At 66.4% G+C, this 22,988-nt stretch carries 23 protein-coding genes, 3 tRNA genes and 1 pseudogene; 12 read left to right on the top strand and 15 right to left on the bottom strand.

Annotation, left to right across the window (positions count from 1 at the left end; translation table 11 throughout):
- Position 1: 1 nt before the first annotated feature.
- Genes CFB24_RS08435 through CFB24_RS08445 form a run of 3 tightly spaced genes read right to left on the bottom strand, consistent with a single transcriptional unit; the run spans position 2 to position 2,485 of the window.
- Positions 2 to 502, bottom strand: a complete 501-nt coding sequence (locus tag CFB24_RS08435; RefSeq protein WP_088520172.1) for a DUF934 domain-containing protein — start codon at positions 500 to 502, stop codon at positions 2 to 4.
- Positions 489 to 2,156: a nitrite/sulfite reductase gene (locus CFB24_RS08440; RefSeq protein WP_088520173.1), complete on the bottom strand. Its 1,668-nt coding sequence runs from the start codon at positions 2,154 to 2,156 to the stop codon at positions 489 to 491. Before CFB24_RS08440 ends, CFB24_RS08435 begins: the two co-directional genes overlap by 14 nt.
- 8 nt (positions 2,157 to 2,164) lie before the next feature.
- Positions 2,165 to 2,485 (bottom strand): DUF2849 domain-containing protein, encoded by a 321-nt coding sequence (locus CFB24_RS08445; protein WP_088520174.1) that lies wholly within the window; start codon positions 2,483 to 2,485, stop codon positions 2,165 to 2,167.
- Between the two features lie 256 nt (positions 2,486 to 2,741).
- Here CFB24_RS08445 and hpnA point away from each other — a divergent pair, with 256 nt between their 5' ends.
- From hpnA to CFB24_RS08485, 8 genes are all read left to right on the top strand, one after another.
- Positions 2,742 to 3,746, top strand: coding sequence for a hopanoid-associated sugar epimerase (gene hpnA / locus CFB24_RS08450; RefSeq protein ID WP_244593224.1), 1,005 nt, complete (start codon positions 2,742 to 2,744; stop codon positions 3,744 to 3,746).
- Complete coding sequence (locus CFB24_RS08455; RefSeq protein WP_088520175.1) at positions 3,743 to 4,903, top strand: glycosyltransferase; 1,161 nt, start codon at positions 3,743 to 3,745, stop codon at positions 4,901 to 4,903. The genes hpnA and CFB24_RS08455 overlap by 4 nt, the downstream gene beginning before the upstream one ends.
- On the top strand, positions 4,900 to 5,766 hold the full coding sequence (gene hpnC, locus CFB24_RS08460; RefSeq protein WP_088520176.1) for a squalene synthase HpnC: 867 nt from the start codon (positions 4,900 to 4,902) through the stop codon (positions 5,764 to 5,766). The genes CFB24_RS08455 and hpnC overlap by 4 nt, the downstream gene beginning before the upstream one ends.
- Positions 5,763 to 6,593, top strand: coding sequence for a presqualene diphosphate synthase HpnD (hpnD, locus tag CFB24_RS08465; protein ID WP_088520177.1), 831 nt, complete (start codon positions 5,763 to 5,765; stop codon positions 6,591 to 6,593). Before hpnC ends, hpnD begins: the two co-directional genes overlap by 4 nt.
- Entirely contained in the window at positions 6,590 to 7,825 is a 1,236-nt protein-coding gene (hpnE, locus tag CFB24_RS08470; protein WP_088520455.1) for a hydroxysqualene dehydroxylase HpnE, read from the top strand. The genes hpnD and hpnE overlap by 4 nt, the downstream gene beginning before the upstream one ends.
- 142 nt (positions 7,826 to 7,967) lie before the next feature.
- Positions 7,968 to 8,198, top strand: a complete 231-nt coding sequence (locus CFB24_RS08475) for a hypothetical protein (protein WP_141098392.1) — start codon at positions 7,968 to 7,970, stop codon at positions 8,196 to 8,198.
- Positions 8,199 to 8,313: 115 nt separating this feature from the next.
- Positions 8,314 to 8,916, top strand: a complete 603-nt coding sequence (locus CFB24_RS08480) for a DJ-1/PfpI family protein (protein ID WP_088520456.1) — start codon at positions 8,314 to 8,316, stop codon at positions 8,914 to 8,916.
- A gap of 95 nt (positions 8,917 to 9,011) precedes the next feature.
- Positions 9,012 to 9,443, top strand: a complete 432-nt coding sequence (locus CFB24_RS08485) for a ribbon-helix-helix domain-containing protein (protein WP_088520179.1) — start codon at positions 9,012 to 9,014, stop codon at positions 9,441 to 9,443.
- Here the strand turns inward: CFB24_RS08485 and CFB24_RS08490 are convergent.
- The 3 genes from CFB24_RS08490 to CFB24_RS08500 form a co-directional block, all read right to left on the bottom strand.
- Positions 9,398 to 11,209 (bottom strand): alkaline phosphatase family protein, encoded by a 1,812-nt coding sequence (locus CFB24_RS08490; protein ID WP_088520180.1) that lies wholly within the window; start codon positions 11,207 to 11,209, stop codon positions 9,398 to 9,400. The genes CFB24_RS08485 and CFB24_RS08490 overlap by 46 nt on opposite strands.
- Before the next feature lie 37 nt (positions 11,210 to 11,246).
- On the bottom strand, positions 11,247 to 11,483 hold the full coding sequence (locus CFB24_RS08495; protein ID WP_088520181.1) for an FmdB family zinc ribbon protein: 237 nt from the start codon (positions 11,481 to 11,483) through the stop codon (positions 11,247 to 11,249).
- A 179-nt stretch (positions 11,484 to 11,662) separates the two neighbouring features.
- Positions 11,663 to 12,010 carry a response regulator gene (locus CFB24_RS08500; RefSeq protein WP_141098393.1) on the bottom strand — a complete coding sequence of 116 codons (348 nt, stop codon included), beginning with the start codon at positions 12,008 to 12,010 and terminating at the stop codon, positions 11,663 to 11,665.
- 222 nt (positions 12,011 to 12,232) lie between these two features.
- Here CFB24_RS08500 and CFB24_RS08505 point away from each other — a divergent pair, with 222 nt between their 5' ends.
- Positions 12,233 to 13,273 carry a sensor histidine kinase gene (locus tag CFB24_RS08505; protein WP_088520183.1) on the top strand — a complete coding sequence of 347 codons (1,041 nt, stop codon included), beginning with the start codon at positions 12,233 to 12,235 and terminating at the stop codon, positions 13,271 to 13,273.
- 22 nt (positions 13,274 to 13,295) lie between these two features.
- Here the strand turns inward: CFB24_RS08505 and CFB24_RS08510 are convergent, their stop codons facing one another.
- The 7 genes and pseudogenes from CFB24_RS08510 to rlmB all read right to left on the bottom strand — a co-directional run bounded on the left by CFB24_RS08510 (position 13,296) and on the right by rlmB (position 19,724).
- Positions 13,296 to 13,652, bottom strand: coding sequence for a response regulator (locus CFB24_RS08510; protein WP_244593223.1), 357 nt, complete (start codon positions 13,650 to 13,652; stop codon positions 13,296 to 13,298).
- Positions 13,653 to 13,677: 25 nt separating this feature from the next.
- Positions 13,678 to 14,103 (bottom strand): alternative ribosome rescue aminoacyl-tRNA hydrolase ArfB, encoded by a 426-nt coding sequence (arfB, locus tag CFB24_RS08515; protein WP_088520184.1) that lies wholly within the window; start codon positions 14,101 to 14,103, stop codon positions 13,678 to 13,680.
- Positions 14,104 to 14,250: 147 nt separating this feature from the next.
- Positions 14,251 to 15,507 (bottom strand): tyrosine--tRNA ligase, encoded by a 1,257-nt coding sequence (tyrS, locus tag CFB24_RS08520; protein ID WP_088520458.1) that lies wholly within the window; start codon positions 15,505 to 15,507, stop codon positions 14,251 to 14,253.
- Positions 15,508 to 15,816: 309 nt separating this feature from the next.
- Positions 15,817 to 16,254 (bottom strand): annotated as a pseudogene (locus tag CFB24_RS24060) (glycosyltransferase family protein); the annotation flags it as partial.
- Positions 16,255 to 16,963: 709 nt separating this feature from the next.
- Positions 16,964 to 17,038: transfer RNA gene (locus CFB24_RS08525), tRNA-Thr, on the bottom strand.
- Between the two features lie 45 nt (positions 17,039 to 17,083).
- Positions 17,084 to 18,715: an MFS transporter gene (locus CFB24_RS08530; RefSeq protein ID WP_206605471.1), complete on the bottom strand. Its 1,632-nt coding sequence runs from the start codon at positions 18,713 to 18,715 to the stop codon at positions 17,084 to 17,086.
- A 151-nt stretch (positions 18,716 to 18,866) separates the two neighbouring features.
- The gene (gene rlmB, locus CFB24_RS08535) at positions 18,867 to 19,724 is read right to left on the bottom strand and encodes a 23S rRNA (guanosine(2251)-2'-O)-methyltransferase RlmB (RefSeq protein WP_088520186.1); all 858 of its coding nucleotides are present in this window, start codon (positions 19,722 to 19,724) and stop codon (positions 18,867 to 18,869) included.
- A 169-nt stretch (positions 19,725 to 19,893) separates the two neighbouring features.
- On the opposite strand from rlmB, the gene CFB24_RS08540 reads away from it, so the two are divergent.
- A tRNA-Tyr gene (locus CFB24_RS08540) sits at positions 19,894 to 19,978 on the top strand.
- 350 nt (positions 19,979 to 20,328) lie between these two features.
- Here the strand turns inward: CFB24_RS08540 and CFB24_RS08545 are convergent.
- A tRNA-Thr gene (locus CFB24_RS08545) sits at positions 20,329 to 20,404 on the bottom strand.
- A 538-nt stretch (positions 20,405 to 20,942) separates the two neighbouring features.
- On the opposite strand from CFB24_RS08545, the gene CFB24_RS08550 reads away from it, so the two are divergent.
- On the top strand, positions 20,943 to 21,209 hold the full coding sequence (locus CFB24_RS08550) for a hypothetical protein (protein ID WP_088520187.1): 267 nt from the start codon (positions 20,943 to 20,945) through the stop codon (positions 21,207 to 21,209).
- Positions 21,210 to 21,214: 5 nt separating this feature from the next.
- On the opposite strand, the gene CFB24_RS08555 is transcribed toward CFB24_RS08550, so the two are convergent.
- Positions 21,215 to 21,889 carry a response regulator transcription factor gene (locus tag CFB24_RS08555; protein ID WP_088520188.1) on the bottom strand — a complete coding sequence of 225 codons (675 nt, stop codon included), beginning with the start codon at positions 21,887 to 21,889 and terminating at the stop codon, positions 21,215 to 21,217.
- A gap of 389 nt (positions 21,890 to 22,278) precedes the next feature.
- Here CFB24_RS08555 and CFB24_RS08560 point away from each other — a divergent pair, with 389 nt between their 5' ends.
- A complete protein-coding gene (locus CFB24_RS08560; protein WP_158255241.1) occupies positions 22,279 to 22,950 on the top strand; it encodes a response regulator transcription factor in 672 nt (223 codons plus the stop codon).
- Positions 22,951 to 22,988: the final 38 nt, after the last annotated feature.

The raw sequence follows: 22,988 nt of genomic DNA on the forward strand, positions 1-22,988 counted from the left end.
ATCAGCTCCGCGCGCGACGGTCGAGAATGGAGGCGGGTCCGGTCGCGCCCCGCGCGTAATCGCGCTGGTACGACAGGGTGACGCGGTTGAGCGCGGCGAGCCATTGCGCGACCGGCTGGCGCGCGGCGTTGGCGTCGGGGATTTCGACCTCGTCGAAGCCGCAGGCCAAAGCTTGCGGGAACTGGTCGGGAAACAGCGGGCCGGAGGCGCGCAGAACGCCCTTGTAGCCGAGCCGGCGCAACTGCCGCGCCAGCGAAAAGCCGCGCCCGTCCGTGGCCGAGGGAAAGCGGATCGCGATCAGCGCGAGCCGGTCGAGATAGGGCGCGAAGTCTTCGGCGTCGAGGTCGTTGGGCGCCAGCACGGCCGCTTGCGCCGGCCCGGCGGCGAGCAGGGCGTCGACGGAAGCGAACGCGTCGATCACGTTTTTGCCCGGCGCGTCGTCGAGCGTTTCGACGGCGATGAACGGATCGGGCTTGGCGCCGTTTCGATCAAGCAACAGCATCGGCGATTTCCTTGAAGGCGGCCTTGAACGGCGTGACGCCGAGGCGGCGATAGGTTTCGATGAACGTCTCGCCCTGGCGGCGCGCGTCGAGGTAAACGCCGATCACCCGGTCGATCGCCTCGGGCACGGCGGAGGCCGGCAGTCCCGGGCCGAGCAGTTCGCCCAGCGCGTACTGGTCGCCGGGATCGCCGCCAATGGTGATCTGATAGGATTCGCCGCCGCTCTTTTCCAGGCCGAGAATCCCGATGTTCGCGATATGGTGATGGGCGCAGGCGTTGATGCAGCCGGAAATCTTGATCGACAGTTCGCCGATCTCCTTCTGCTTGTCCGGATCGGCGAAATGGCGCGACAGGGTTTGCGCCAGCGGGATCGAGCGGGCGGTCGCCAGCGCGCAATAATCGAGGCCGGGGCAGCAGATGATGTCGGTGATCAGGTCGACGTTGGGCGTGGCGAGGCCCTGCGCCTTCAGAACCGCGAAAATTTCCGGCACGTCGTCGCGCCGCACATGCGGCAGAACGAGATTCTGCTTGTAGCTCACGCGCACCTGGTCGAAGGAAAATTGTTCGGCGAGATCGGCGACCGCGCGCATCTGTTCGGCGGTGGCGTCGCCCGGCGCGCCGCCGATGCTCTTGAGCGAAATCGTCAGCGCCACATAGCCCTTCTTCTTGTGGCGGAACAGGTTGCGCGCGACGAACTGGGCCAGATCCGGGTCGGCGGCCTGCGCCTGTTCGAGCTTGCGCGAGACCTCGGGCAGATCGGCGAAGTCCGGCGCGTCGAAGGACGCCGTGATGCGCTCGAATTCGCGCAGATCCGGCGCGGGCGCGGCGGCGACGACCTTGGAATATTCGGCTTCGACCTGGGCGCGAAACGCCTCCAGCCCGATTTCGTGAACCAGGATTTTGATGCGGGCCTTGAACTTGTTGTCGCGGCGTCCCTCGAGATTATAGACGCGCAGGATCGCTTCGAGATAGCCGAGCAGTTCGGCGCGGGGCAGGAAGTCGCGGACGAGCTTGCCTTCCATCGGGGTGCGGCCGAGGCCGCCGCCGACGTAGAGCCGATAGCCGGTCTCGCCCGCCGCGTTGCGGACGATGCGCACGCCGACGTCATGGCCTCTCAGCACGGCGCGGTCCTGCTGCGTCGCGGTGACGGCGATCTTGAATTTTCTGCCGAGCCAGTCGAATTCGGGATGCAGCGTCGACCATTGCCGGATCCATTCGGCGGTGGGACGCGGGTCCTCGATCTCGTCGAAGGCGGCGCCGGCGAAGCAATCGGTCGTGGTGTTGCGGATGCAATTGCCGGAGGTTTGAATCGCGTGCATGTCCACATCGGCCAGCAGGCCGAGAATGGCGGGAATCTCGCGCAGTTTCGGCCAGTTGAACTGGATGTTGGTGCGGGTGGTGAAATGGCCGTAGCCGCGGTCGTATTTTTCCGCAATCAGCGCCAGTTGCCGCAATTGCCGCGACGACAGCCCTCCGTAAGGAATGGCGACGCGCAGCATATAGGCGTGCAATTGCAGATAGACGCCGTTCTTCAGGCGCAGCGGGCGGAATTCCTCCTCGGTCAGCGACCCGTCGAGCCGGCGCTCGACCTGGCTGGCGAATTGCGCCACGCGCTCGCGGACGATCTGGCGGTCTAACTCGTCGTAGGCGTACATGGGCGTCCTCAGAGATGAAAATCGGCCTGCTTGCCGAGGTCGAGGCGATGGCTGGGGCCGAGCGTGCGCAGCCTTTCGCGATAATGGCGGGGAACGGGAACGCCGGCCTCGATTTCGACGTCGACCAGATAGGCGTCCACCACCTTGCACGCCCGGGCTTGCGCCGCGCCGAACTGTTCCAGCGCCTGCGCGGCCTCGGCGTCGTTGGCCACCCGCGCCGCGCGTACGTCGCGGGTCCAGCCGTGTTCGGCGGCGAAGATCACCTCGCCCTCGACCAGGTCGTTGGCGACAAGAATGACGGGAAAGGGCGGGCGCTTGACCACGGCCATGGAAACCTCATGCGTTGCTCGGCCTCGAAAGTAAGCGGGGCGGCGTGACGTTGCAATGCGCCGAAACAGAATGAAAATGGCGATTTTCCGATGGGGGGAAGAAAAATCATCTCCTTGCTGCGCAGATGGATGGCGAAACAGAGAAACTTATTCTTCAGTTTGGGCTTGCGCTCGCCGCGCCCGCGCTTTTCCTCGTTTGGCTGCGCCCGCCGCTATGCTAGGAGGGGCGTGATGGCTCCTGCGACCAAGAGGATCGATGATGAGCACGGGCGGCAAGATTCTGGTGACAGGCGCGACCGGTTTCGTCGGCGCGGCGGTGGCGCGGGCGCTGATCGCGCGGGGCGAGCGCGTCGTTCTGCTGGCGCGCCAAAGCTCGCCGCGCGGCAATATCGAGGGGCTCGACGCGGAAGTGGCGATCGGCGACCTGCGCGAGGCCGAATCGCTCAAGCCCGCCTTTGCGGGCGTGGACCGGCTCTATCATGTCGCCGCCGATTACCGGCTGTGGGCGCCCGACCCCAATGAGATCGTCGAGGCCAATCGGCTCGGCGTCACCAATATCATGACCGCCGCCTTGCGCGCGGGCGTGTCGCGCGTGGTTTATACGTCGTCGGTCGCCACGCTGAAGCTGAATGGCGAAGGCCGCCCGGTGGACGAGACTTCGCCCGCCACGCCCGATCAGGCCATCGGCGCCTACAAGCGCAGCAAGACCATCGCGGAACGGGTGGTGGAGACCATGGTGAAGACTCAAGGCTTGCCGGCGGTGATCGTCAATCCGTCGACACCGATCGGCCCGCGCGACATCAAGCCGACGCCCACGGGCCGCGTGATCGTCGAGGCGGCCAACGGCAAGATGCCCGGCTATGTCGACACCGGCCTCAATCTCGTCCATGTCGAGGATGTCGCGGCCGGCCATCTGCTGGCGATGGACAAGGGGCGCATCGGCGAGCGTTACATTCTCGGCGGCCAGGACGTTCCGTTCGGCCAATTCCTGACCGAAATCTGCGAGATGGCCGGCCGGCGCCCGCCGGTGCTGAAAATCCCGCGCGCGCCGCTGTTTCCCTTCGCCCGCGCCGCGGAGTTTTTCGCGCGCTTCACCGGCAAGGAGCCGTTCGCCACCGTGGACGCGCTGCGCATGGCCAAATACCGCATGTATTTCTCCTCGGCGAAAGCGCAGGCCGAACTCGGCTATTCCGCGCGGCCCTACAAGGAGGCCATCGCCGACGCCCTGTCCTGGTTCCGGGAGAAAGGCATGGTCAAGTGATCCTGCTCGGCGTTCTCGTTCTCGTCATCTGGCTGGTCTTGATTTTTGCGCGTGGAAAATTCTGGGCCTGCCTCGACACGGATTCGGCGCCCCGGCCGCAGCTGACGACCTGGCCGACCGTGGTCGCCATCGTCCCCGCCCGCGACGAGGCCGAGGTGATCGCGCAGAGTCTCGGCGGCCTGCTGGCGCAGGATTATCCCGGCGCTTTCCATATCGTGCTGGTGGACGACCAGAGTTCCGACGGCACGGCGCAAATCGCCCGCGCGCTGCCGCATTCCGAGCGGCTGGCGGTGCTCGACGGTTCGCCGCCGCCCGAGGGCTGGACCGGAAAACTGTGGGCGATGGCGCAGGGCGAGCGCTACATGCGCGAGAATTTCGCCGCCAAATACATCCTGTTCACCGACGCCGACATTTTCCACGAACCTTGCAATCTGCGCGCGCTGGTGGCGCGGGCCGAGGCCGACGCGCTCGGCCTGACCTCGCTGATGGCGCTGCTGCGCTGCGAATCCTTCGCGGAAAAACTGCTGGTTCCCGCCTTCGTCTATTTCTTCCAGATGCTTTATCCGTTCCGCTGGGCGCGCGACGGGCGCCGGCGCACGGCGGCGGCGGCCGGCGGCTGCATGTTGGTCCGCCCCGATCTGCTGGCGACGGCGGGCGGGCTGGAAAGCCTGAAAAACGCGCTGATCGACGATTGCGCGCTGGCGGCGCGGATGAAGACGGTCGGTCCCGTGTGGGTCGGCCTGACGCGGCGGGTGAAAAGCCTGCGGCCCTATCCGGGGATCGGCGACATCGGCCGGATGATTTCGCGCTCGGCCTACGCCCAGCTCGGCTTTTCGCCGTGGCGGCTGGCGGCGGCGATGGCGGGCATGGTCGTGACCTATCTGCTGCCGGTCTGGCTGGCGCTGGCGGCGCCGGGCGTCGCCGGGCTGCTCGGCGCGCTGGCGTTCGGGCTGATGATCGCCAGTTTTATGCCGATCCAGCGGTTCTATGGCCTGGGGCGCGGCCGCGCCGTGCTCTTGCCGGCTATCGCCGCGGTTTATATGGTCTATACGCTGCGCTCCGCATGGGACTTTTATCGTGGGCGCGGCGGCATGTGGAAGGGGCGGGCGCAGGCGGCGAATGTTCGGCCGGGCGCCCGGAAGGCGGGGGAAGCATGAACGAGGCCAAGGTGACGGCGGAAAGCCTGCGGTCCGGCAAGACCGGCGCGGACGAGAATTTTCCGGTCGCTTCCGTTTTGATCGCCGCGCCGTTGCGGCCGGTGATTCTGGCCTTTTACGATTTCGTTCGCTCCGGCGACGACGTGGCCGACAATCCCGATCTGGCGCCGGCGCGGAAACATGCGCTGCTCGACCAGATGGAGGATTCGCTGATCGGCCGCAGCGAGGCCGAGCCGCTCGGGGTCAAGCTCCGGGCGATGCTGGCCAAGCACGAACTCACCGACCAGCACGCCCGCGACCTGCTCGACGCGTTCCGGCTCGACGTGGACAAGAACCGCTACGCCAATTGGGACGAGCTGATCGACTATTGCCGGCTGTCGGCCATGCCGGTCGGCCGGTTCCTGCTCGACGTCCACGGCGAGAGCGACAAGCTGTGGGCGGCCTCGGACGATGTTTGCGCGGCCTTGCAGATCAACAACCATTTGCAGGATTGCGCCAAGGATTTCAAAAGCCTCGACCGCGTCTACCTTCCGCAGGACGCGCTCGAGGCGGCGGGCGCGCGCGTGGAGGATCTGGGCGAGGCGAAAAGCTCGCCGGAGCTGCTGGCGTGTTTGCAGGGACTGGCGTGGAAGAACCGCGCCCTGCTCGATCGCGGCGCCGGGCTGACCGGCGCCATCGCGGATTTCCGTCTGGGGCTGGAGATCGCGGTGATCGTGCGCCACGCCTACAGCATCGTGGACATGCTGACGTTGCGCGACCCCTTGAGCGAAAAGGTGAAGCTCAGCAAGCCCGAAATGATTATGGGCGCCTCAGCCGCCGCCGGCCTTGAGGCGCTGTCACGCGTGATCGGGAGAGCCAGATGAGCCTCGCGTCTCATGAGGTGGCGCGCGAAACCGCGCGCAACAGCTCGTTCTACCGGGCGATGGCCATCCTGCCGCGCGCGCAGCGCGACGCGATGTTCGAGATCTATTCGTTCTGCCGCGCCGTGGACGATATCGCCGATGGCGAGGGAAGCCGCGAGGAGAAGACCGCCGCGCTCGACGTCTGGCGGCGCGACATCGCCGCGCTCTATGACGGCGGCCATGCCGGGCTGGCGCAGGGGCTGATCACGCCGCTGCGCGAGTTCAGCTTCCGGCGGGAGGATTTTCTCGCCGTGATCGACGGCATGCAGATGGATGTGGACGAGAATATCGTCGCGCCCGACGCGGAAAAGCTCGATCTCTATTGCGACCGCGTCGCCAGCGCGGTGGGGCGGCTGTCGGTGCGGGTGTTCGGCCTGCCGGAGCAGGAGGGGATCGACCTCGCCCATCATCTCGGCCGCGCGCTGCAACTGACCAACATCCTGCGCGACATCGACGAGGACGCCGGGATCGGCCGGCTCTACCTGCCGCGCGACCTGCTGATCGGCGCGGGAATCCTCGACGCCACGCCGGAACAGGCGGCGGCGCGCGACGATCTCGATCCAGTGGGCCGGCCGTTGCTGGCGCAGGCCCGCGCCCATTTCGACAAGGCCGAGGCGATCATGGCGGGCCGTCCCCGGGCGGAAATCCGCGCGCCGAAGATCATGTATCTGGCCTATCGCGCGATCTGGCGGCGGCTCGACAGGCGCGGCTTCAAGGCGCCGCGCGAAAAGATCGCGACGCCGAAACTGGCGCTGCTCGGCGCCTTCCTGCGCTACGGCCTGTACTGATGGCGCGGGTTCACGTCATCGGCGCCGGGCTCGCCGGCCTGTCGGCGGCGGTGGAGCTGGCGGAGCGGTTCGAGGTCGCGCTGTACGAGGCGGCGCCGCAGGCGGGCGGGCGCTGCCGCTCCTATTTCGATTCCACGCTGAACATGACCATCGACAACGGCAATCATTTGCTGCTGTCGGGCAATAGCGCGGCGCTCGATTACGCCCGGAAGACCGGCGGTTTCGACAAACTGGCGATTTTCGAGGAGGCCGCGTTCGACTTCTGCGATCTCGAACGTGGGGCGCGCTGGCGGCTGCGGCCCAATGCCGGCAAAATCCCGTGGTGGATTCTGGTTCCCGACCGCCGCCTGCCGGACACGGCGGGGCTGGATTATCTCGCGCTGGCCAAAATGCTGTTCGCCAAACCCGGCCAGACCCTGCGGCCGTTCCTCGGCGACGGCGACGTGGCGCGGCGGCTGTGGGACCCGATTTTCGTTTCGGCGCTGAACACGGCGCCGGAGGAGGCGTCGGCGACGCTGGCCGCCGCCATCGTCCGCGAGACTTTTGCGAAAGGGGGCGACTCCTGCCGGCCCGTGGTGGCGGTCGAGGGTCTGTCGGCGGCCTTTGTCGATCCGGCGCTGGCGTGGCTGCGCGGACGCGGCGCGCAGGTCGCCTTTGGCGCGAAATTGCGCGCCCTGGTTTTTGACGGCGAACGCGTGGCGGCGCTGGATTTCGGCGAGCACACCGTCGCGCTCGAAGCCGGAGACCAGGTGGTGCTGGCGGTGACGGCGCCGGTGGCCGCCGAGCTTGTTCCGGGCCTGTCGGCGCCGACCGAATTCCGCTCCATCGTCAACGCCCATTTCGCCTGCGCCGCGCCGAAACACATGCCGCTGCTGACCGGCGTGATCGGCGGCTGGACCGAATGGGTGTTCGCCTTTCCCGACCGCCTCTCCGTGACCATCAGCGCCGCCGAGCGTTTTCTGGCGACTTCGCGCGAGGAGCTGGCGGGGCATATCTGGGACGAGGTCCAGGCGGTCGCCGGCCTCACCGCGCCGCTGCCGGCGTGGCAGATCATCAAGGAAAAGCGCGCCACCTTCGCCGCCACCCCCGCGCAGGACGCCGTGCGGCCCGGGCCGGCGACGGGCTGGCGCAACCTGTTCCTCGCCGGCGATTGGGTGCAGACCGGGCTGCCGTCCACCATCGAAGGGGCGATCCGCTCCGGTTTGAGCGCCGCCGGCCTTGCCTTGGCGTAAACTGCGGCTAGACTCGTCCAGCTCTGGCGCGGCCACGCGCGCAGCTTCCGGCAAGCGCCTGCAAAAGCGTGGGCTTTCCGGATCTTTCGGCGCCATGCCGATTCGCGGACCGGCGCGTGGCTGGCCCAAAGGAGGAGCGGAAATGAACGACATGACCCGCAGGAACGCGTTCCGCCTGTTCGGCGCGGCCCTGCTCGGCGGCGTCGTCGCCACTAGCGGCGAGGCCGAGGCGCAGCCCTATTACGATCCCTACGACCGGCCGCCGCCGCGGCGCCGCCCACCGCCGCCGCCGCCTTACGGCTACGGCCCGCCGCCGCGGCGCCGCTGCTGGTGGCGCGAGACGCCGTGGGGACCGCGCAAGGTTTGCCGGTAATCGGGCAGGGGCGCCGGAAACGGCGCCCTTTTCCTTGTGCGGCGGGGCGCGATAGCCCAGTAACACCCGGCGCGGAAATTCGGCGCCATCCTCCGACAAGCATGGGAGGATGAAGATGAGCGCGAAGAAGATTTTGCTGATCGCCGGCGATTTCGTCGAGGATTATGAGATTATGGTCCCGTTCCAGAGCTTGCTGGCGGTCGGCCACCGGGTTCACGCGGTTTGTCCCGGCAAGGCGGCGGGCGACCGCATCGCCACGGCGATCCACGATTTCGAGGGGCAGCAGACCTATACCGAAAAGCGCGGCCATGATTTCATCCTCAACGCCGCTTTCGCCGACGTCGAGGCTGAAAACTATGACGCGCTGGTGATTCCCGGCGGGCGCGCCCCGGAATATTTGCGGCTCGATCCGCAGGTGATCGCGCTGGTCCAGCAGTTTTTCGCCGCCGACAAGCCGGTCGCGGCCATTTGCCACGGGGCGCAATTGCTGGCGGCCGCGGGCGTGATCAAGGGGCGGACCGTCTCCGCTTATCCCGCCTGCCGGCCGGAAGTGGAGCTGGCGGGCGGAACCTATGCGGACATCGCCATCGACGCCGCCGTCACCGACGGCAATCTCGTCACCGCCCCGGCCTGGCCGGCGCATCCGGCCTGGCTCAACCAGTTCCTCGGCCTGATCGGCCACGCGCTCGGCGAAAGCGGCTTGTCGCAGGCGGCGTGACCGGCGGGCGGCGACACGGCGATGTGATCCGGCCCCGATTTGCCAAATCCCGCGCGCCTCGCCATTGTTGAGGGGCGAGGCGCGGAGGCGTTTTCATGTGCCAATTGTTCATCAAGGCGGACCCGGAACTCTGGCGAAGCAAACTGCGCTCGGCGCGGCTGCGCGGATTCTCCACCAGCGTGCGGCTTGAGACCATCTATTGGCGTCTGCTGCAGGAAATCGCCGCGCGCGACGGCCTGAGCGTCAACGAGATTCTGGCGCGGCTTTACGACGAATTGCTGGAGACGCAGGGCGAGGTCGAGAATTTCGCCTCGTTCCTGCGGGTGTGTTGCGCCCGCTATCTGATGCTGCAACGCGACGGCGACATTCCCGCCGATCCGGCGCAGCCGATCGCCGGGCTCGACGCTCCGGCGATTCTGGCGCGCGAAAAGGCCCGGCTCGGGGGCGCCGACGGCTGGGGCCAGACCGAGGCGCCGCCGCCTTACTTTTCCGCCGGCCCGGGCAGCCCGAGGGTGCGGCCGGGATAGCCCGCCGCGTCGAAATAGAGCGCGCCGTCGGCCTGCTGGAACAGAAGCTCCGTCACATGGCCGCGCGCGTCCGGTTCCGACGCCTTGCGTCCGCTGACGACGGCGGGTTCGGCGCCGTTGGGCAGGGCCTCGGTCAGCACGCGGCCGACCAGATCGCCCTTTTTGGGCAGCCGCAAATCCAGCAGCCGCGCGATGGTCATGGCGAGATCGGCGTTGCTGGCCGGCGCGCGATCGACGAACGCCGATTTGAAGCTGGGGCCGGCGGCGGCCATGATGTTGCGGGTGTCGGCGCGCGAGAACGAGCCGTGCATGCCCTGACCCTGGCGCAGGCTGGTGTCGGCCACCTCGACGCCGCAGGCGGTGGGATCGTCGCAGCCCGTCGAAAAACTGCGGAAATTAACCACAATCGCCGGGGTCGGCGTCACCGCCGCGCCTTTGAGCGCGATGGCCGACAGCGGCAGGGTCCCCGGGATCGCGCCAAGGTCGTCGCTGACGAACAGGCCGCTGACGTAATCCTGCGCCGACAGGGTTTCGACGATGCGGCGCGCCAGGGCGGACGCCGCGCCCGGCGTTTGCGGCAGATAGATCAGGTCGGAGCCGCCATTGCCGGCGACCACCACATCGGGACGGGCGGGATCGGCGCCGATCAGGCCATTGCCCCGGCTCGGCGTCGCGCTGGGCGCAATCGGCGCATTGCCCTTGTCCGGGTCGAACAGCGGCAGCGACAGCGCCTGGGCGAGGTCGAGCGCGACAAAGCCGGGCGGCAATTGTCCCGCCGGGATTTTTTCATAGCTCTGGCTCGCCGCCCAACTGGTCGCGCTTTCCTTGGAAATGGTGGAAAAGCCGTGGTCGGAGGTCACGATCACGTCGGTGTCGCCGTCAAGGCCGAGATTTTTCAGCGCGGCGAGCAAGGCGGCGAGATTGTCGTCGGCGTTGCGGATGGCGGCGAGCGAGGTCGGGCCGTTAATGCCCGGCGTGAGCTTTTCCAGCGAATCGGTCTGGCCGTGCTGCGTTCCATCGGGATCGCGCGACCAATAGACCAGCGCGAAGGTCTGGCCGCGCGTCTTGAACCAGGGCAGGACCACCTCGGTCGCGGCCCGGATGAAATCCGCCTGCTGCGCGACATTGGGGCCGGGATTGGCGCGCGGCCGGGTCGCCGCCAGCCCCTTTTCCTGCAATTGCGCCTGGATTTCGGCGGGCAGGGCGACGCCCGCATCGTCGTCGGGACCGGCATGGCCGGTGCTGTCGTCGATGACGATCGTGCTCTTGCCATCGCGGGCCAGATGGTCCTGAATCAGGGTCGGGCCGAGCTTGCCGATGGCGGCGGTGGAATAGCCCTTTTCGCGCGCGGCGTGGAGAATCGTTTCTTCGTCGAGGTAGTCGCCGTTGAAATGGGCGTCGACGTCGCCGAGCACCTTGTCATATTCGAGGAAGGGCGTGACCGTCGGCCCCAGCCGGGGCGGAACGATGGGGGCGCCGGTGAAGATCGTGTTGGAGAAATCGCCGTGGTCGCCGGCGTAATGGCCGGTGGCCAGCGCGGCGGCGTTGGCGGTGGTGAAGGTCGGAAACAGCGAATGGCTGTTGGCGAAACGCACGCCGCGCGCGGCCAGCGCGGTCATGGTCGGCGCCGTCTGGGCGTTGACCATGCCGGGCCGCAGGCCGTCGGCGACGAACAGCACCACATTGTGGGGCTTGGTCTGGGCGAACGCGGGCGTGGCCGCCAGCAGCGGCAGGGCGAAAGCGAGGGGGCGCAGGAGGCTGTTCATGCGCCGATCTTATTCGCTCAAGCGTGACAGATTCACGTCATTTTTTGAAGGTTGAAAGTTCCTTCCGGCTGAAATTCGACAGGTCGCCGGACGCGGCGGCCTGGGCGCGTCCGGCCCGGCGGATTTTCTCCATCTTCAGGTCCGGCGCGATCCAGGACGGCAGGCGCTCCATCTTGTCGCTGCCGCAAGCCGGGCAGATCGCGGTTTCGTCGGAGCGCATCAGCAATTCGGCGTCGGCGTCGCAGGCGGAACAGTGAAAGGAATAAAGCGGCATGTTTGTCCTCGGTCTTGGCTCAAAACGGTTTTGCTTAAAACTTAAGCAAGAATGGGGCCATCCGGGCGTTAAGCGCCGCCGCAATGTGTTCCGCGAACCTCCGTTCGCCGAACACACGTCAGCATTTTGTTTGCGCGCATATTTTTTCAAAAAACCGCGCAGACTTTCGGGACTCTGCGCTAATTCACCCGGAACCGGCGCACCTCGCGAATAAGATCCTCGTCCTTGAACGGCTTGTCCACCACCGCCGCCTCGCGGTGCGCCGGGGGCAGATTGTCGCGGCCATAGGCGGTCACGAACACGAACGGGACGCGCCGTTGCGCCAGAATCTCGGCCACGTCGTCGATCCTGCCGCCGTCGATGTTCACGTCGAGCAGGGCGCCGTCCACCATCTCGTTGCGCGCCAGCACGATCGCCTCCTGCAGCGACCCGACCGGCCCGATCACTTCCACCCCTTCACCCTCCAAAACATGTTCAATATGGGCCGCGACGAAGAACTCATCCTCGATCACCAAGATTCGCTGCATTTGGCTTCCCCGGCCGCCGGCGCGGAGGGCGCGCGGCAAAGTGACGCTAATGTAACTGTTTTTCTCACGATTTTAAAGGATTGCGCGAGGCGTTCCCGCCGCCGGCCGCTTGAGCCTGTGCATCCGAATGGCCGTTGGCGCGTTGAGCGCTTGTGGCGCCGCCCCGTTCGTGTCGGAAGGCGATCCGCCGCGGCCGGACGTTATGAATTTGAAGGCGCATGAATGACTGACAGACTGTCCGAAACCGCCGACGCTCCCCACTCCGGCGGTCAGGACGAACTGGCGGCGCTCAGGCGCGCGCTCGACCTGACCGAGGACCGCCTCAGTCTGGCGCTCGACAGCGCGCGCATGGGAAGCTGGGACTGGGATCTGGACTCCAACGTCCTCGAATGGACGCCGACGTGCAAGTCGATCTTCGGCATGACCGCCGACGAGGCGATTTCCTACCAGCGTTTCCTCGAGCGGCTGCATCCGGAGGATCGCGCGCCGGTGGACGGGATGTGCCGAAACGTGCTCGATCCCGAAATTCGCGCGCCCTACGACGTCGAATATCGCGCGCTCTGGCCGGACGGTTCGGTGCGGTGGATTCTGGCGCGCGGCCGGGCCTATTTCGTCGAGGGGCGGGCGGTGCGCTTCATTGGCGCCGTGATCGACATCACGGCGCAGAAGGAGTCGGAAACCCAGTTGCGGGTTCTCGTCAACGAACTGGCGCATCGGGTGAAGAACACGCTGGCGGTGGTTCAGTCCATCGCCGAACAGACGTTTCGCGGCGGAACCGCTCTCGAGACCGTGCGCAAGACGCTGGCGGGACGGCTGCAGGCGCTGGCCGACACCCACACGCTGCTCACCCAGGCGAACTGGCGCGGCGTGGAAATGGCGGCGCTGGTGGCGCGCGTCGCGGGAGCGGTCGCGCCGCGCGACGACGGACGGTTCGAGGCCGAGGGGCCGCCGCTGCCGTTGCGGCCGAAAGCCGCGCTGGCGCTGGGGCTGGTGCTGCATGAATTGGGCGTCAACGCCGCGACGCATGGAGCCTGGTCGGTTCCGGGCGGCAAGGTCGCGTGCCGCTGGCGGCGCGACGGCTCCGCCGTCGCGTTCGAATGGAGCGAGACCGGCATGACCGATTTGACGGCGCCGGCGCGGCGCGGGTTCGGCTCGCGGCTGATCAAGCAGGCCATCGCCTATGATGTCGCCGGCGTGGCGAGCCAGGAGTGGCGCCCGGAGGGGCTGCTCTATTCGCTGAACATTCCCTCGGAGCGCTGTTGACGCGCCGAGGCGGGCGGCGGCCTCAGCCCAGCAGCCGCGCCACCGCGTCGCGCAGCGCCTCGGGCTGATACGGCTTGTTGAGCGCGGGGCGGTCCTTGAAGCCCTGGGGCAGGGCGGAGGCGTTGGTGTAACCGGTGGTGAAGACGAATGGCACGTCAACCGCCGCCAGCGCCCCGGCGACCGGCTCGATGCTCTCGCCGCCGAGATTGACGTCGAGAATGGCGGCGTCGATCTTTTCCGCGCTTAACAGCTTCATGGCGCTGTCCACGCTGGGCGCCGGGCCGACCACGGCATAGCCGAAATCCATCAGCATTTCTTCAAGCGCAAAGGCGACAAGAGCCTCGTCTTCAACGACCAAAATTCGGGCGGGAGCGTTCAATTCCTGACATCCTCGCAGAGACGGCTCAATCGCCGTCGTGAACGAAGCGCCGGCCCTGCTTGTGCAGCGCCCGCGTTTTCTTGGCTTCGAGGCGCCGCTCCACCGAGCCCTTGCTGGGCCGCGTGGGCCGGCGCACGGGCGGGGGCGGCTTGGCCGCCTCTCGCACCAGCTCCACCAGTCGCTCAAGCGCATCGGCGCGATTAAGTTCCTGGGTGCGGAAGCGCTGGGCGTTGAGAACCAGCACGCCGTTCTTGGTGAGACGCCGGCCGGCCAGCGCCATCACATTGGCGCGCACCCGCTCGGTGAGCGCCGGCGAGGCCGAGACGTTCCAGCGCAATTGCACGGCGGTCTCGACCTTGTTGACGTTCTGACCGCCGGCGCCTGACGCCCGCAGGAACGATAGCGAAATCTCCCCCTCGTCGATCCAGAGCCGGCCGCCGATGTGAATCATGGGTTCGCCCCGGCGCTGCGCGTCACGTTCCAGTCCACCCCTTGCGGCTGCGCCGATGACAGCGGACGCGCGGCGATTGCAATTGGCGGAACACTATCAAGGCGCCGGCCGGATGCAAGCCGAACTTGAACCCGACCGCCGCGCGATTCACTGCAACTTCAGCAAAACATGCTTCTTTTTGCCGACCGACAGCTTGGCGACGCCCGCGACGAAATCCTTGTCGCCGAGCACATAACGCTCGTCGGCCAGCGCCGCGTCGTTGAGGCGCAAGCCGCCGCCTTTGATCTGGCGTCTCGCCTCGCCGGTGGAGGGGGTGAGCCCGGCCTTGACGAAGGCGGTGAGGATTCCAAGCCCCGCCGCGACGTCCGCTGCGGAGACGGCGATGGTCGGAAGGCTGTCGGCCAGCACGCCCTCCTCGAAGGTTTTCCGCGCCGTTTCCGCCGCAAGCTCGGCGGCGGCGCGGCCATGCAGCAGGGCGGTCGCCTCGTTGGCGAGCGCCTTCTTGGCCTCGTTGATCTCCGATCCCTGCAAGGCGGCGAGCCGCGCGACCTCGTCCATCGGCAGGGTGGTGAACAGCTTCAGGAATCTAACGACGTCGGCGTCTTCGGCGTTACGCCAGTACTGCCAATAATCATAGACCGGCAACATGTCCGAATTGAGCCAGACCGCGCCGGCCGCCGTCTTGCCCATCTTGGCGCCGGAGGCGGTGGTGAGCAGCGGCGAGGTCAACGCGTAAAGCTGCGGCGTCCCCATGCGGCGGCCGAGATCGAGGCCGGTGACGATATTGCCCCATTGGTCCGATCCGCCCATCTGCAGCACGCAGCCGTGGCGGCGGTTGAGTTCGACGAAATCATAGGCCTGCAGGCACATGTAGTTGAATTCGATGAAGGACAGCTCATGCTCGCGCTCCAGCCGCAGCTTGACGCTGTCCATCGCCAACATGCGGTTGACCGAGAAATGCTTGCCCACGTCGCGCAGGAAATCGATATAGTTGAGCTTGGTCAGCCATTCCGCATTGTCGGTCATCACGGCGTCGGTCTTGCTGTCGCCGAACGTCAGGAATTTCTCGAACACGCGCTTGATCGAATTCTTGTTGGACTCGATCTGCTCCAGCGTGAGCATCTTGCGGCTCTCGTCCTTGCCCGAGGGATCGCCGACCCGCGTCGTGCCGCCGCCCATCAGCGGGATCGGCTTGCCGCCGGTTTTTTGCAGCCAGTGCAGCAGCATGATCGGCAGCATCGAGCCGACGTGCAGCGAGGGCGCGGTGCAATCGAAGCCGATATAGGCGATCAGTTCGCCCGCCGCCGCCTTCTCGTCCAGCCCGGCGAGATCGGAACATTGATGGATGAAGCCGCGCTCGGTCAGGACGCGCAGAAAATCGGATTTCGGCTGAAAGTCGGTCATTTGTTCCTCGCTTGCGCGAGGTTTTAGGGATTTGGCGGCGGCGGCGCAAGCGGGAGGGCCGGCGCGCCGGGCGTCACGCGCCGTCGCCGGCGGCTTTTGCGGGAGCCGCGCGGCTGGCGCGCGTGGCGGCGCGGGCGGCCTGCTTGCGTCCGTTGAGCGACCGCGCCCGCTTTGACTTGACCGACCGGCCACCACCGAGGGCGCCGCGCGGCGTTGGCGCGCCGCCAGGCCGGATTCCCGCCGGCGTTGGGAAATGAGCGCGTCGATCCGCTTGACGAAAGTCAGGGAATCGTAGCCGTAGCGCTGCAATCGCCGCTGGGCGTTGCGGGCGCGCCGCAGCGCCTCGACGTCGACGGGATCGGCGCGGCAGGCGGCGGCCTGCGCCGCCGTGGCGTGATCGCGGCCGGGGCCGTAGAACCACAGTTCGTCGCCGGAGAAATAGTCGCTAAGCCCGCCCTGGTCGGCGCAAACCACGGGGGCGCCGCGCGCGACCGCCTCCAGAAGCACGGTGATTCCCGACGCATGGCGATTGTCCTTCACGCAGACCAGGGTCATGCGCGCCGCGTCATAGACCGCGTTGGTCTCGGCGACGCCATGGGTGGGACGAATCTCGACATGGGGCAGCCCGGCCAGATCGGAATGGGCGAAACGCGAGGCGACGCGCAGCCGCAAATCCGGGTTTTGCAGGGCGACCTCGCGCACCGCCTTCCAGTCCCGCGCCTGATCGTTGCCGATGGCGGCGATCATATCGCCGGCGCGCAGCGTGGGTTCGACCGGGGCGAACGAGTCCAGGGAAATGCCGTAAGGCACATAGCGCACCGGCGCGAGGCCGAGCGCGGCGGCGGCGGCGACGTTGGGAAGCGCGTTGCAGGTCAGCAGGTCGACGCGCTCGATCAGGCGGCGGGCCAGCCCGCGCCGCCAGAACGGCAGACGCGGCCATTGATGGAACAGCCACAGCGTGTTGCCGACGATGATCGGCTTGTTCAGCCGGAACAGCCGTGCGGCCAGGGCGGCCGCCAGATATTCCTCCTCCGTATGCGTCAGCACGACGTCAGCGTGGCCGATGGCGCGCCGATTGATCAAGCCGTGGATCGCATCGAAGCCGACCAATTTGCGCACGAGACGCTCGAACAGGCTCCGGCGCCGCCCGGGGCTGAACGTGACGGCGTGGCCGAACCTTTGCAGATGGCCGAACCCCCATGGCGAGGAATCCGCCGAGCGGCCCGCCTTGAACCCTTTGGCGTAGGCTTCGCTGTCGAGGTGGGCAGGAAGCAGAACGAAAATTTCGGCCACGCGACAAAACCGTATTCACATGAGCAATATTTAATTCATTATCGTACCGTATTTAAAGCGGTCAATTGAGTAAAATACGTTGGTTGCTATTAAATAGCAAGTCAATGAAATAAAACGAATCAGCTCGCGCGGGCGCGAGCGGCATTCGCATTATGAGGAAACATGGTGCCGGCTGAGGGGATCGAACCCCCGACCTTCGGTTTACAAAACCGCTGCACTACCGCTGTGCTAAGCCGGCGAAGACGTCTCTGCTAACAAACCGGCGCGAGCCGCGCAACCCGCCTTAATCTCCGGCCGTGATGTCCCTGTTCCGGGTCTCCGGCAGAAACGCCAGGCCCACGACAAAGGTCAGCGCCGCCACCGCCACCGGGTACCACAGGCCGGAATAGATGTCGCCGCTCGCCGCCGTCAGCGCAAACGCCAGCGGCGGCAGCAGGCCGCCGAACCAGCCGTTGCCGATATGATAGGGCGTGGACAGCGCCGTGTAGCGAATCCGCGTCGGGAACAACTCCACCAGCAGCGCCGCGATCGGGCCATACGTCATCGCCACCAGCCCGATCAGCGCCGTCAACAGCGCCAGCGTCGCCAAAACATTGACCTTGGCGGGATCGGCGCGCGCCGGATAGCCGGCCGCCGCCAAGGCGTCGCCCACCTGCCGCTCCAGCGCGGCGCGCTGGGCGGCGCGCGCGGCCTCATTGAGGCCCGTGCCCTCGAAACTGGCGATCTCCCGGTCGCCGATCGCGATTTTGGCCAATGTTCCGGGCGCGGCGGCCACGTTGGCGTAGCTCACGCCGGCGCTGGCCAAAAAGTTCTTGGCGATGTCGCACGAGCTGACGAACGCCTTGGCCTCGACCGGATCGAACTGGAAATCGCAGTTTTTCGGGTCGGCGATCACTCGCGCTGGGGCGCGCGCCGTGGCCTGCGCCAACGCCGGATTGACCGCCTGGGCGAGGCCATGGAAAATCGGGAAATAGAGCGCGGCGGCGAGCAGGCAGCCGCCGAGAATCACCGGCTTGCGGCCGATTCGGTCCGACAGCGCGCCAAAAATCGTGAACAGCGGCGCGGCCAGCGCCAAAGCCCCGGCCATCAGCAGGCTCGCGGTGGTCGAATCCAGCCGCAGGGTCTGCGTCAGGAAGAACAGCGCGTAGAATTGCCCCGTGTACCACACCACCGCTTGTCCCGCCGTGGCGCCGAACAGCGCCAGCAGCGCCAGCCGGCCATGGCGCCAGACGCCGAACGCCTCCGCGATCGGAGCCGCCGAGGCGCGCCCGGCCCGCTTGATGCGCTGGTAGGCCGGCGATTCGTTCAGCCGCAGCCGCATCCAGACCGACGCGGCCAGCAACAGGAAGGAGGCGAGGAAGGGAAACCGCCAGCCATAGAGGGCGAAGTCCTCTTCGCCGACCAGCGCCCGGAAGCCCAGCGTCACCAGCAGCGCCAGCAGCAAGCCGCCGGAGGCGGTGAGCTGAATGAACGAGGTGTAATAGCCGCGCCGTCCGTGTGGCGCGCTCTCGCCGACGAACAGGGCGGCGCCGCCATATTCGCCGCCGAGCGCCAGGCCCTGCGCCATGCGCAACAGCGTCAGCAGCACGGGGGCGGCGAAGCCGATGGCCGCGAAATTGGGCAACAGGCCGATGAAGAAGGTCGAAAGCCCCATGATGAGAATGGTGAGCAGAAACGTGAATTTTCGCCCGGAAAGGTCGCCAAGCCGCCCGAACAGCAGGGCGCCGAAGGGCCGCACCGCGAAGCCGGCGGCGAAGGCCAGCAGCGCGAAAATATAGGCGGCGGTGGGGTGGACGTTGGAGAAGAAATTTTGCGCGATGACCGGGGTCAGCGAGCCATAGAGAAAGAAATCATACCATTCGAACACGGCGCCGGCGGAGGCGGCGAGCACCACACGCCGCTCCTGCGGCGTCATGGGGCGGGGCGCGTCGGCGGCGCGCGACAAGGCGGCGTCGGTCATGAATCCTCCCGGCAAGCATGGAATGCTCTTATGATTGTTTTTTGAGAGGATGAGGGTTGTCGGCGCGAAGCGCAAGCGGGCGCGCCGAGAAACTTGCGGCGCCGGGCTAGGCCTGTTGGTTGAGCGCCTGCCGCGCCAGCGTCAGCGCCACGGCGCAGGCGTTGGAGACGTTGAGGCTCTTGATGGCGCCGGGCATGTCGAGCCGGGCCAGGACGTCGCATTTTTCGCGGGTCAGCCGGCGCAGCCCCTTGCCTTCGGCGCCGAGCACGAGGACCGTGGGGCGCGACAAAACCGTGTCCTCCAGGCTGGCCGACCCTTCCGAATCGAGGCCGACGCGCAAAAAGCCGGCGTCGCCGAGTTGGTCGAGCGCGCGGGCGAGATTGACGACTTCGATCAGCGGCGCATGTTCCAGTCCGCCGGACGCGGTTTTCGCCAGCACGCCGGAAAAATCCGGGGCGTGGCGCTCGGTGACGATCACGCCGTCCACGGCGAAGGCGGCGGCGGTGCGCAGAATCGCGCCGACATTGTGGGGGTCGGTGATCTGGTCGAGCGCCAGCACCAGGCCTGATTTCACTTCGATATCGGTGATGTCGAGGGCGGGCAGGGGGCGGGCCTCCAGCAGCAGGCCCTGATGCACCGCCTCGGCGCCGAGGCGGGCGTCGAGCGTTTCGGGGGCGACGACATGGACTTTGACATCACGGTCGGCGAGTTCGGCCTGCAGCCGTTCGAGCGCCGGCGCGGTGGCGAACAGGTCGAGGCACTTGCGGCGATTCGCGCGCAACGCCTCGCGCACGGCGTGGCCGCCATAGATGACGGCGAGGTCGGGCGCGGGACGGCGAAAGGCGGCGTCGCTCCCGGCGAGCGGTTTGCCGGCATTGCGTGGGGACGCCGGAACGTTGCGGGCGGGCGGGCGCCTGTCGCCGTCTTTGGCGCGCGAAAAGGGGGGCTTGCCGGGTTTTTTCATGTTCGTCTCCAGCCTCGTCCTGTCATGGGGCGCCGGATTTGGCAAGAAGACGCTGATTTTTTGTAGTTGACATAGCCCCATAAAGTCGCGCATAAGCCGCCCCACGACGCGGCCCGGTTGGGCCGTTTTCGTTGCCGGTTCGGGCCGGCGGCTGATGCAAATCGGCGATGGGAGAGTGTCCCGAGCGGCAAAGGGGGCGGACTGTAAATCCGCTGGCTACGCCTTCGAAGGTTCGAGTCCTTCCTCTCCCACCATTCCTTTTCAAGGTTCTGATTCTACTGGCCTTTGGGTCACAGGCGAGTCACGTTGCCACACATCGTCTCAAGCAACGCTCGACGGGACGCTTCCTGCGCGGGACGGTCTGGCGGATTCGGATGGGAATTCCCCGCGAGTGTGTGGAGACGGTCGGGCGGAAATTCGTATATCGGCGTTTGCAAATGTCTGATTATCGTCAGGCGTGGGTGTGGCGGTTCATCGCAAAGCTCCCCGCTTTTTGCGTGCCTGCACGCGCACATGGGCGGGCGGCGACATAGCGGCATTCCGTCGAAAACCCCGGGTTGGCTGTGGTTTGTCAGACTGTTTCGGACGTTTTGGGATGGTGCTTTGGTGCCGCAAGAGGGATTCGAACCCCCGACCCCCTCATTACGAATGAGGTGCTCTACCAGCTGAGCTATTGCGGCGTCCGCGACGCGGTTGAGTCCTCTTAGCCAGATTGGCGGCGATTGGCAAGGCGGCTTTGCAAATCATCCGCGCCTCTTTCTCCCTACAGCGCTCCCGCTCGCCGTCCGGTCCCCTAAGTCTCAGCGCGATCTTCGCGGGAGTTTCGGCATATCTCTCGGAAGCAGAACGGAAAAAGCACGGCGCGCTTTCCGTGCGGGCGCGTGGAATTACGCAGGGAACTCCTCGGATTGCTTCAGGGGAATCGCTTGGTTAGGGTCCGGCCGACCTTTTGAGGTTGGCGGATGACACGCAAAATGCGGCCTCCGTCGCGACAGCGCGAACGGGGAGAGTGACCATGTCGCGATTTTGCAACCGCGCGAGCGGATCAAGGCTTTGTGCGGAGGCCCCGCGACAGGCTCATGGATGCGTCGCGAACGACACCAAATAGATTGACCGACGCCGCTTGCGGCTCCCGTTCCGGTGGGCGGCGGTTGCCTTGCGCAGGGCCTGCCGGCCGGAATCGCACCTCTGCGAATGGCTGAACCGATTGGATCGCCGATGGCGTGCTATCAATTTTATCTGCGGAGGCCTGATGGCTCCACCGCGCTCAAGAGCGCGCGAGTCTGCTCCGACTTGTCGGGCGCGTGGGGCGTCATCGCAGATATGGCGCTCAAGGCGGGCGAACAGGCCGCCGGCGATATTTTCGTGAAGAACGATCAGGACGAGTTGGTGATTATGGTCGGCGTCGCCTCGGCCCGCGTGCTCACGGGGCAGAAGGAGCGGCCCGCCGTCCGGCCGCGCCTTGGCTTGTGGAGGGCGGGGTGAGGCGCCTATCCCTGTGCGGCGGCCAGCCGCACCAGTTCGGCCAGATTGCGTGCGCCGGTCTTGCGCATGATCGAGGCGCGATGCGACTCCACCGTCCGCTCGCTGATGTCCAGCTCCACGCCGATCATGCGATTCGACTTGCCCGCGAGCACGCGGTCGAGCACTTCATGCTCGCGTTTGCTCAACATGGACAGCCGGGCCTGCGGCGGCTCGCTCGGCGCCCGCGCCACCCGTTCGACGGCGGCGCGCACCGTCTCGATCAGTCGTTCCGCGGAAAAAGGCTTTTCGATAAAGTCGATCGCGCCCTTCTTCATGGCGTGGACGGCGAGCGCGACATCCTTGTGGCCGGAAACGATCACCACCGGCAGCGCCGCGCCGTTCTGCCGCAAGCGGGCCAGCACCTCGATGCCGCTGGATTCGGGCATGCGCAGGTCGGTGATGACGCAGCCCGGGCCTTCGTACGGGTTCGATTCGAAAAAGGCGCGGGCCGACGGATAGCTCCGCGCCACGAAACCGGCGCCTTCGAGCAGCAGCTCCATGGCGTGGCGCACATCGGCTTCGTCGTCGATGACATGGACGACGGCTTGGACGCCGCCTTGGTTTTTCGTCGCCGCGCGCACGGTGTCGTGGTTCAGGCGCCAGGCCGCTGGCGGAGAAACCTTGATCGTTTCCGTACTCATTCAGAAAAAATCCTTCCGTTGGAGCGCGCCGCCCCCTCGGCCCAAACGCGCCGCGCAATTTCAACGTCAGAGGCGTCTGCAGGTTCCGCTCAAGGCGTGCTGCGGTCTCTACGGAGTGGCGTGAAACGGACAAGCTCAAGCATCGCCGCGGCGCAATGCGGTTTCGTCATTGCGTGAACAGTCACGCTCAAGCTTTTCGGGAACTGCGGAATTGATGGGGGGTTCAATTTGGCGTAGTGAGCCGGTAAGATGTCATGGTTTTTATTTGGAATTATTGAAGATGGTTCGGGAAGATGCGTCGCGTGGGCGCGGACGGCCCACAGACATTGAACAGCCGACGAGCCTGAAGACGCCGACCCAGGGTCGGAATGCGGTGGAGTTTGGATTGCATGATCATCTATGTTATCGACGATGACGAAGTTGTCCGCCAATCTCTGGAAATCCTCTTGGCTGGAGAAGGTTTCGAGACGGAGGCTTATGCCTCGGCGGCGGAATTCCTCGCACGGGCGGACGCGCGGACGCGCGGCTGCGTGGTGGCCGACATCCAATTGCCGGGCCTCAGCGGCCTGGACCTGATCTCGGCTCTGCGCGCGCGCGGCTTCACCCTGCCGGTGGTGGTCGTCACCGGCCATGGCAATCTCGCCCTGGCGGTGGAGGCGATGAAGCGCGGCGCCTCCGATTTTATCCAAAAACCTTATTCGGCGGACGCGATGCTCGCGGCGATCCGCGGCGCCTGCGAGAAGCAGGGCGAGATGGAGGCCGAGTCGCCCGACCTCGCCGCCACGCGCGAGGGCCTCGCCAAGCTGACTTCGCGCGAAAAGCAGGTTCTGCTCAAGCTCGTCAGCGGATTGCCCAACAAGATCATCGCCTACGACATGGGGCTGAGCGTGCGGACCGTGGACAGCCATCGCGCCGCCGTAAAAAAGAAGATGGGCGGCGGTAGCCTTGCCGAGCTGGTGCGCAAGTGCATCGCTGTCGGGCTGCTCGGCGCCGAATCCTCGTCGCAAACGCCGTCCCCCAGCAAACTCAACGCCAATTTGAAAGAGACTCGCGCGCGATAATAGCGCAATATGATCAAAAATAGACGCAACGGAAGCCG

Source organism: Rhodoblastus acidophilus (assembly GCF_900187365.1).
In the GTDB taxonomy this organism is placed as follows: domain Bacteria; phylum Pseudomonadota; class Alphaproteobacteria; order Rhizobiales; family Beijerinckiaceae; genus Rhodoblastus; species Rhodoblastus acidophilus.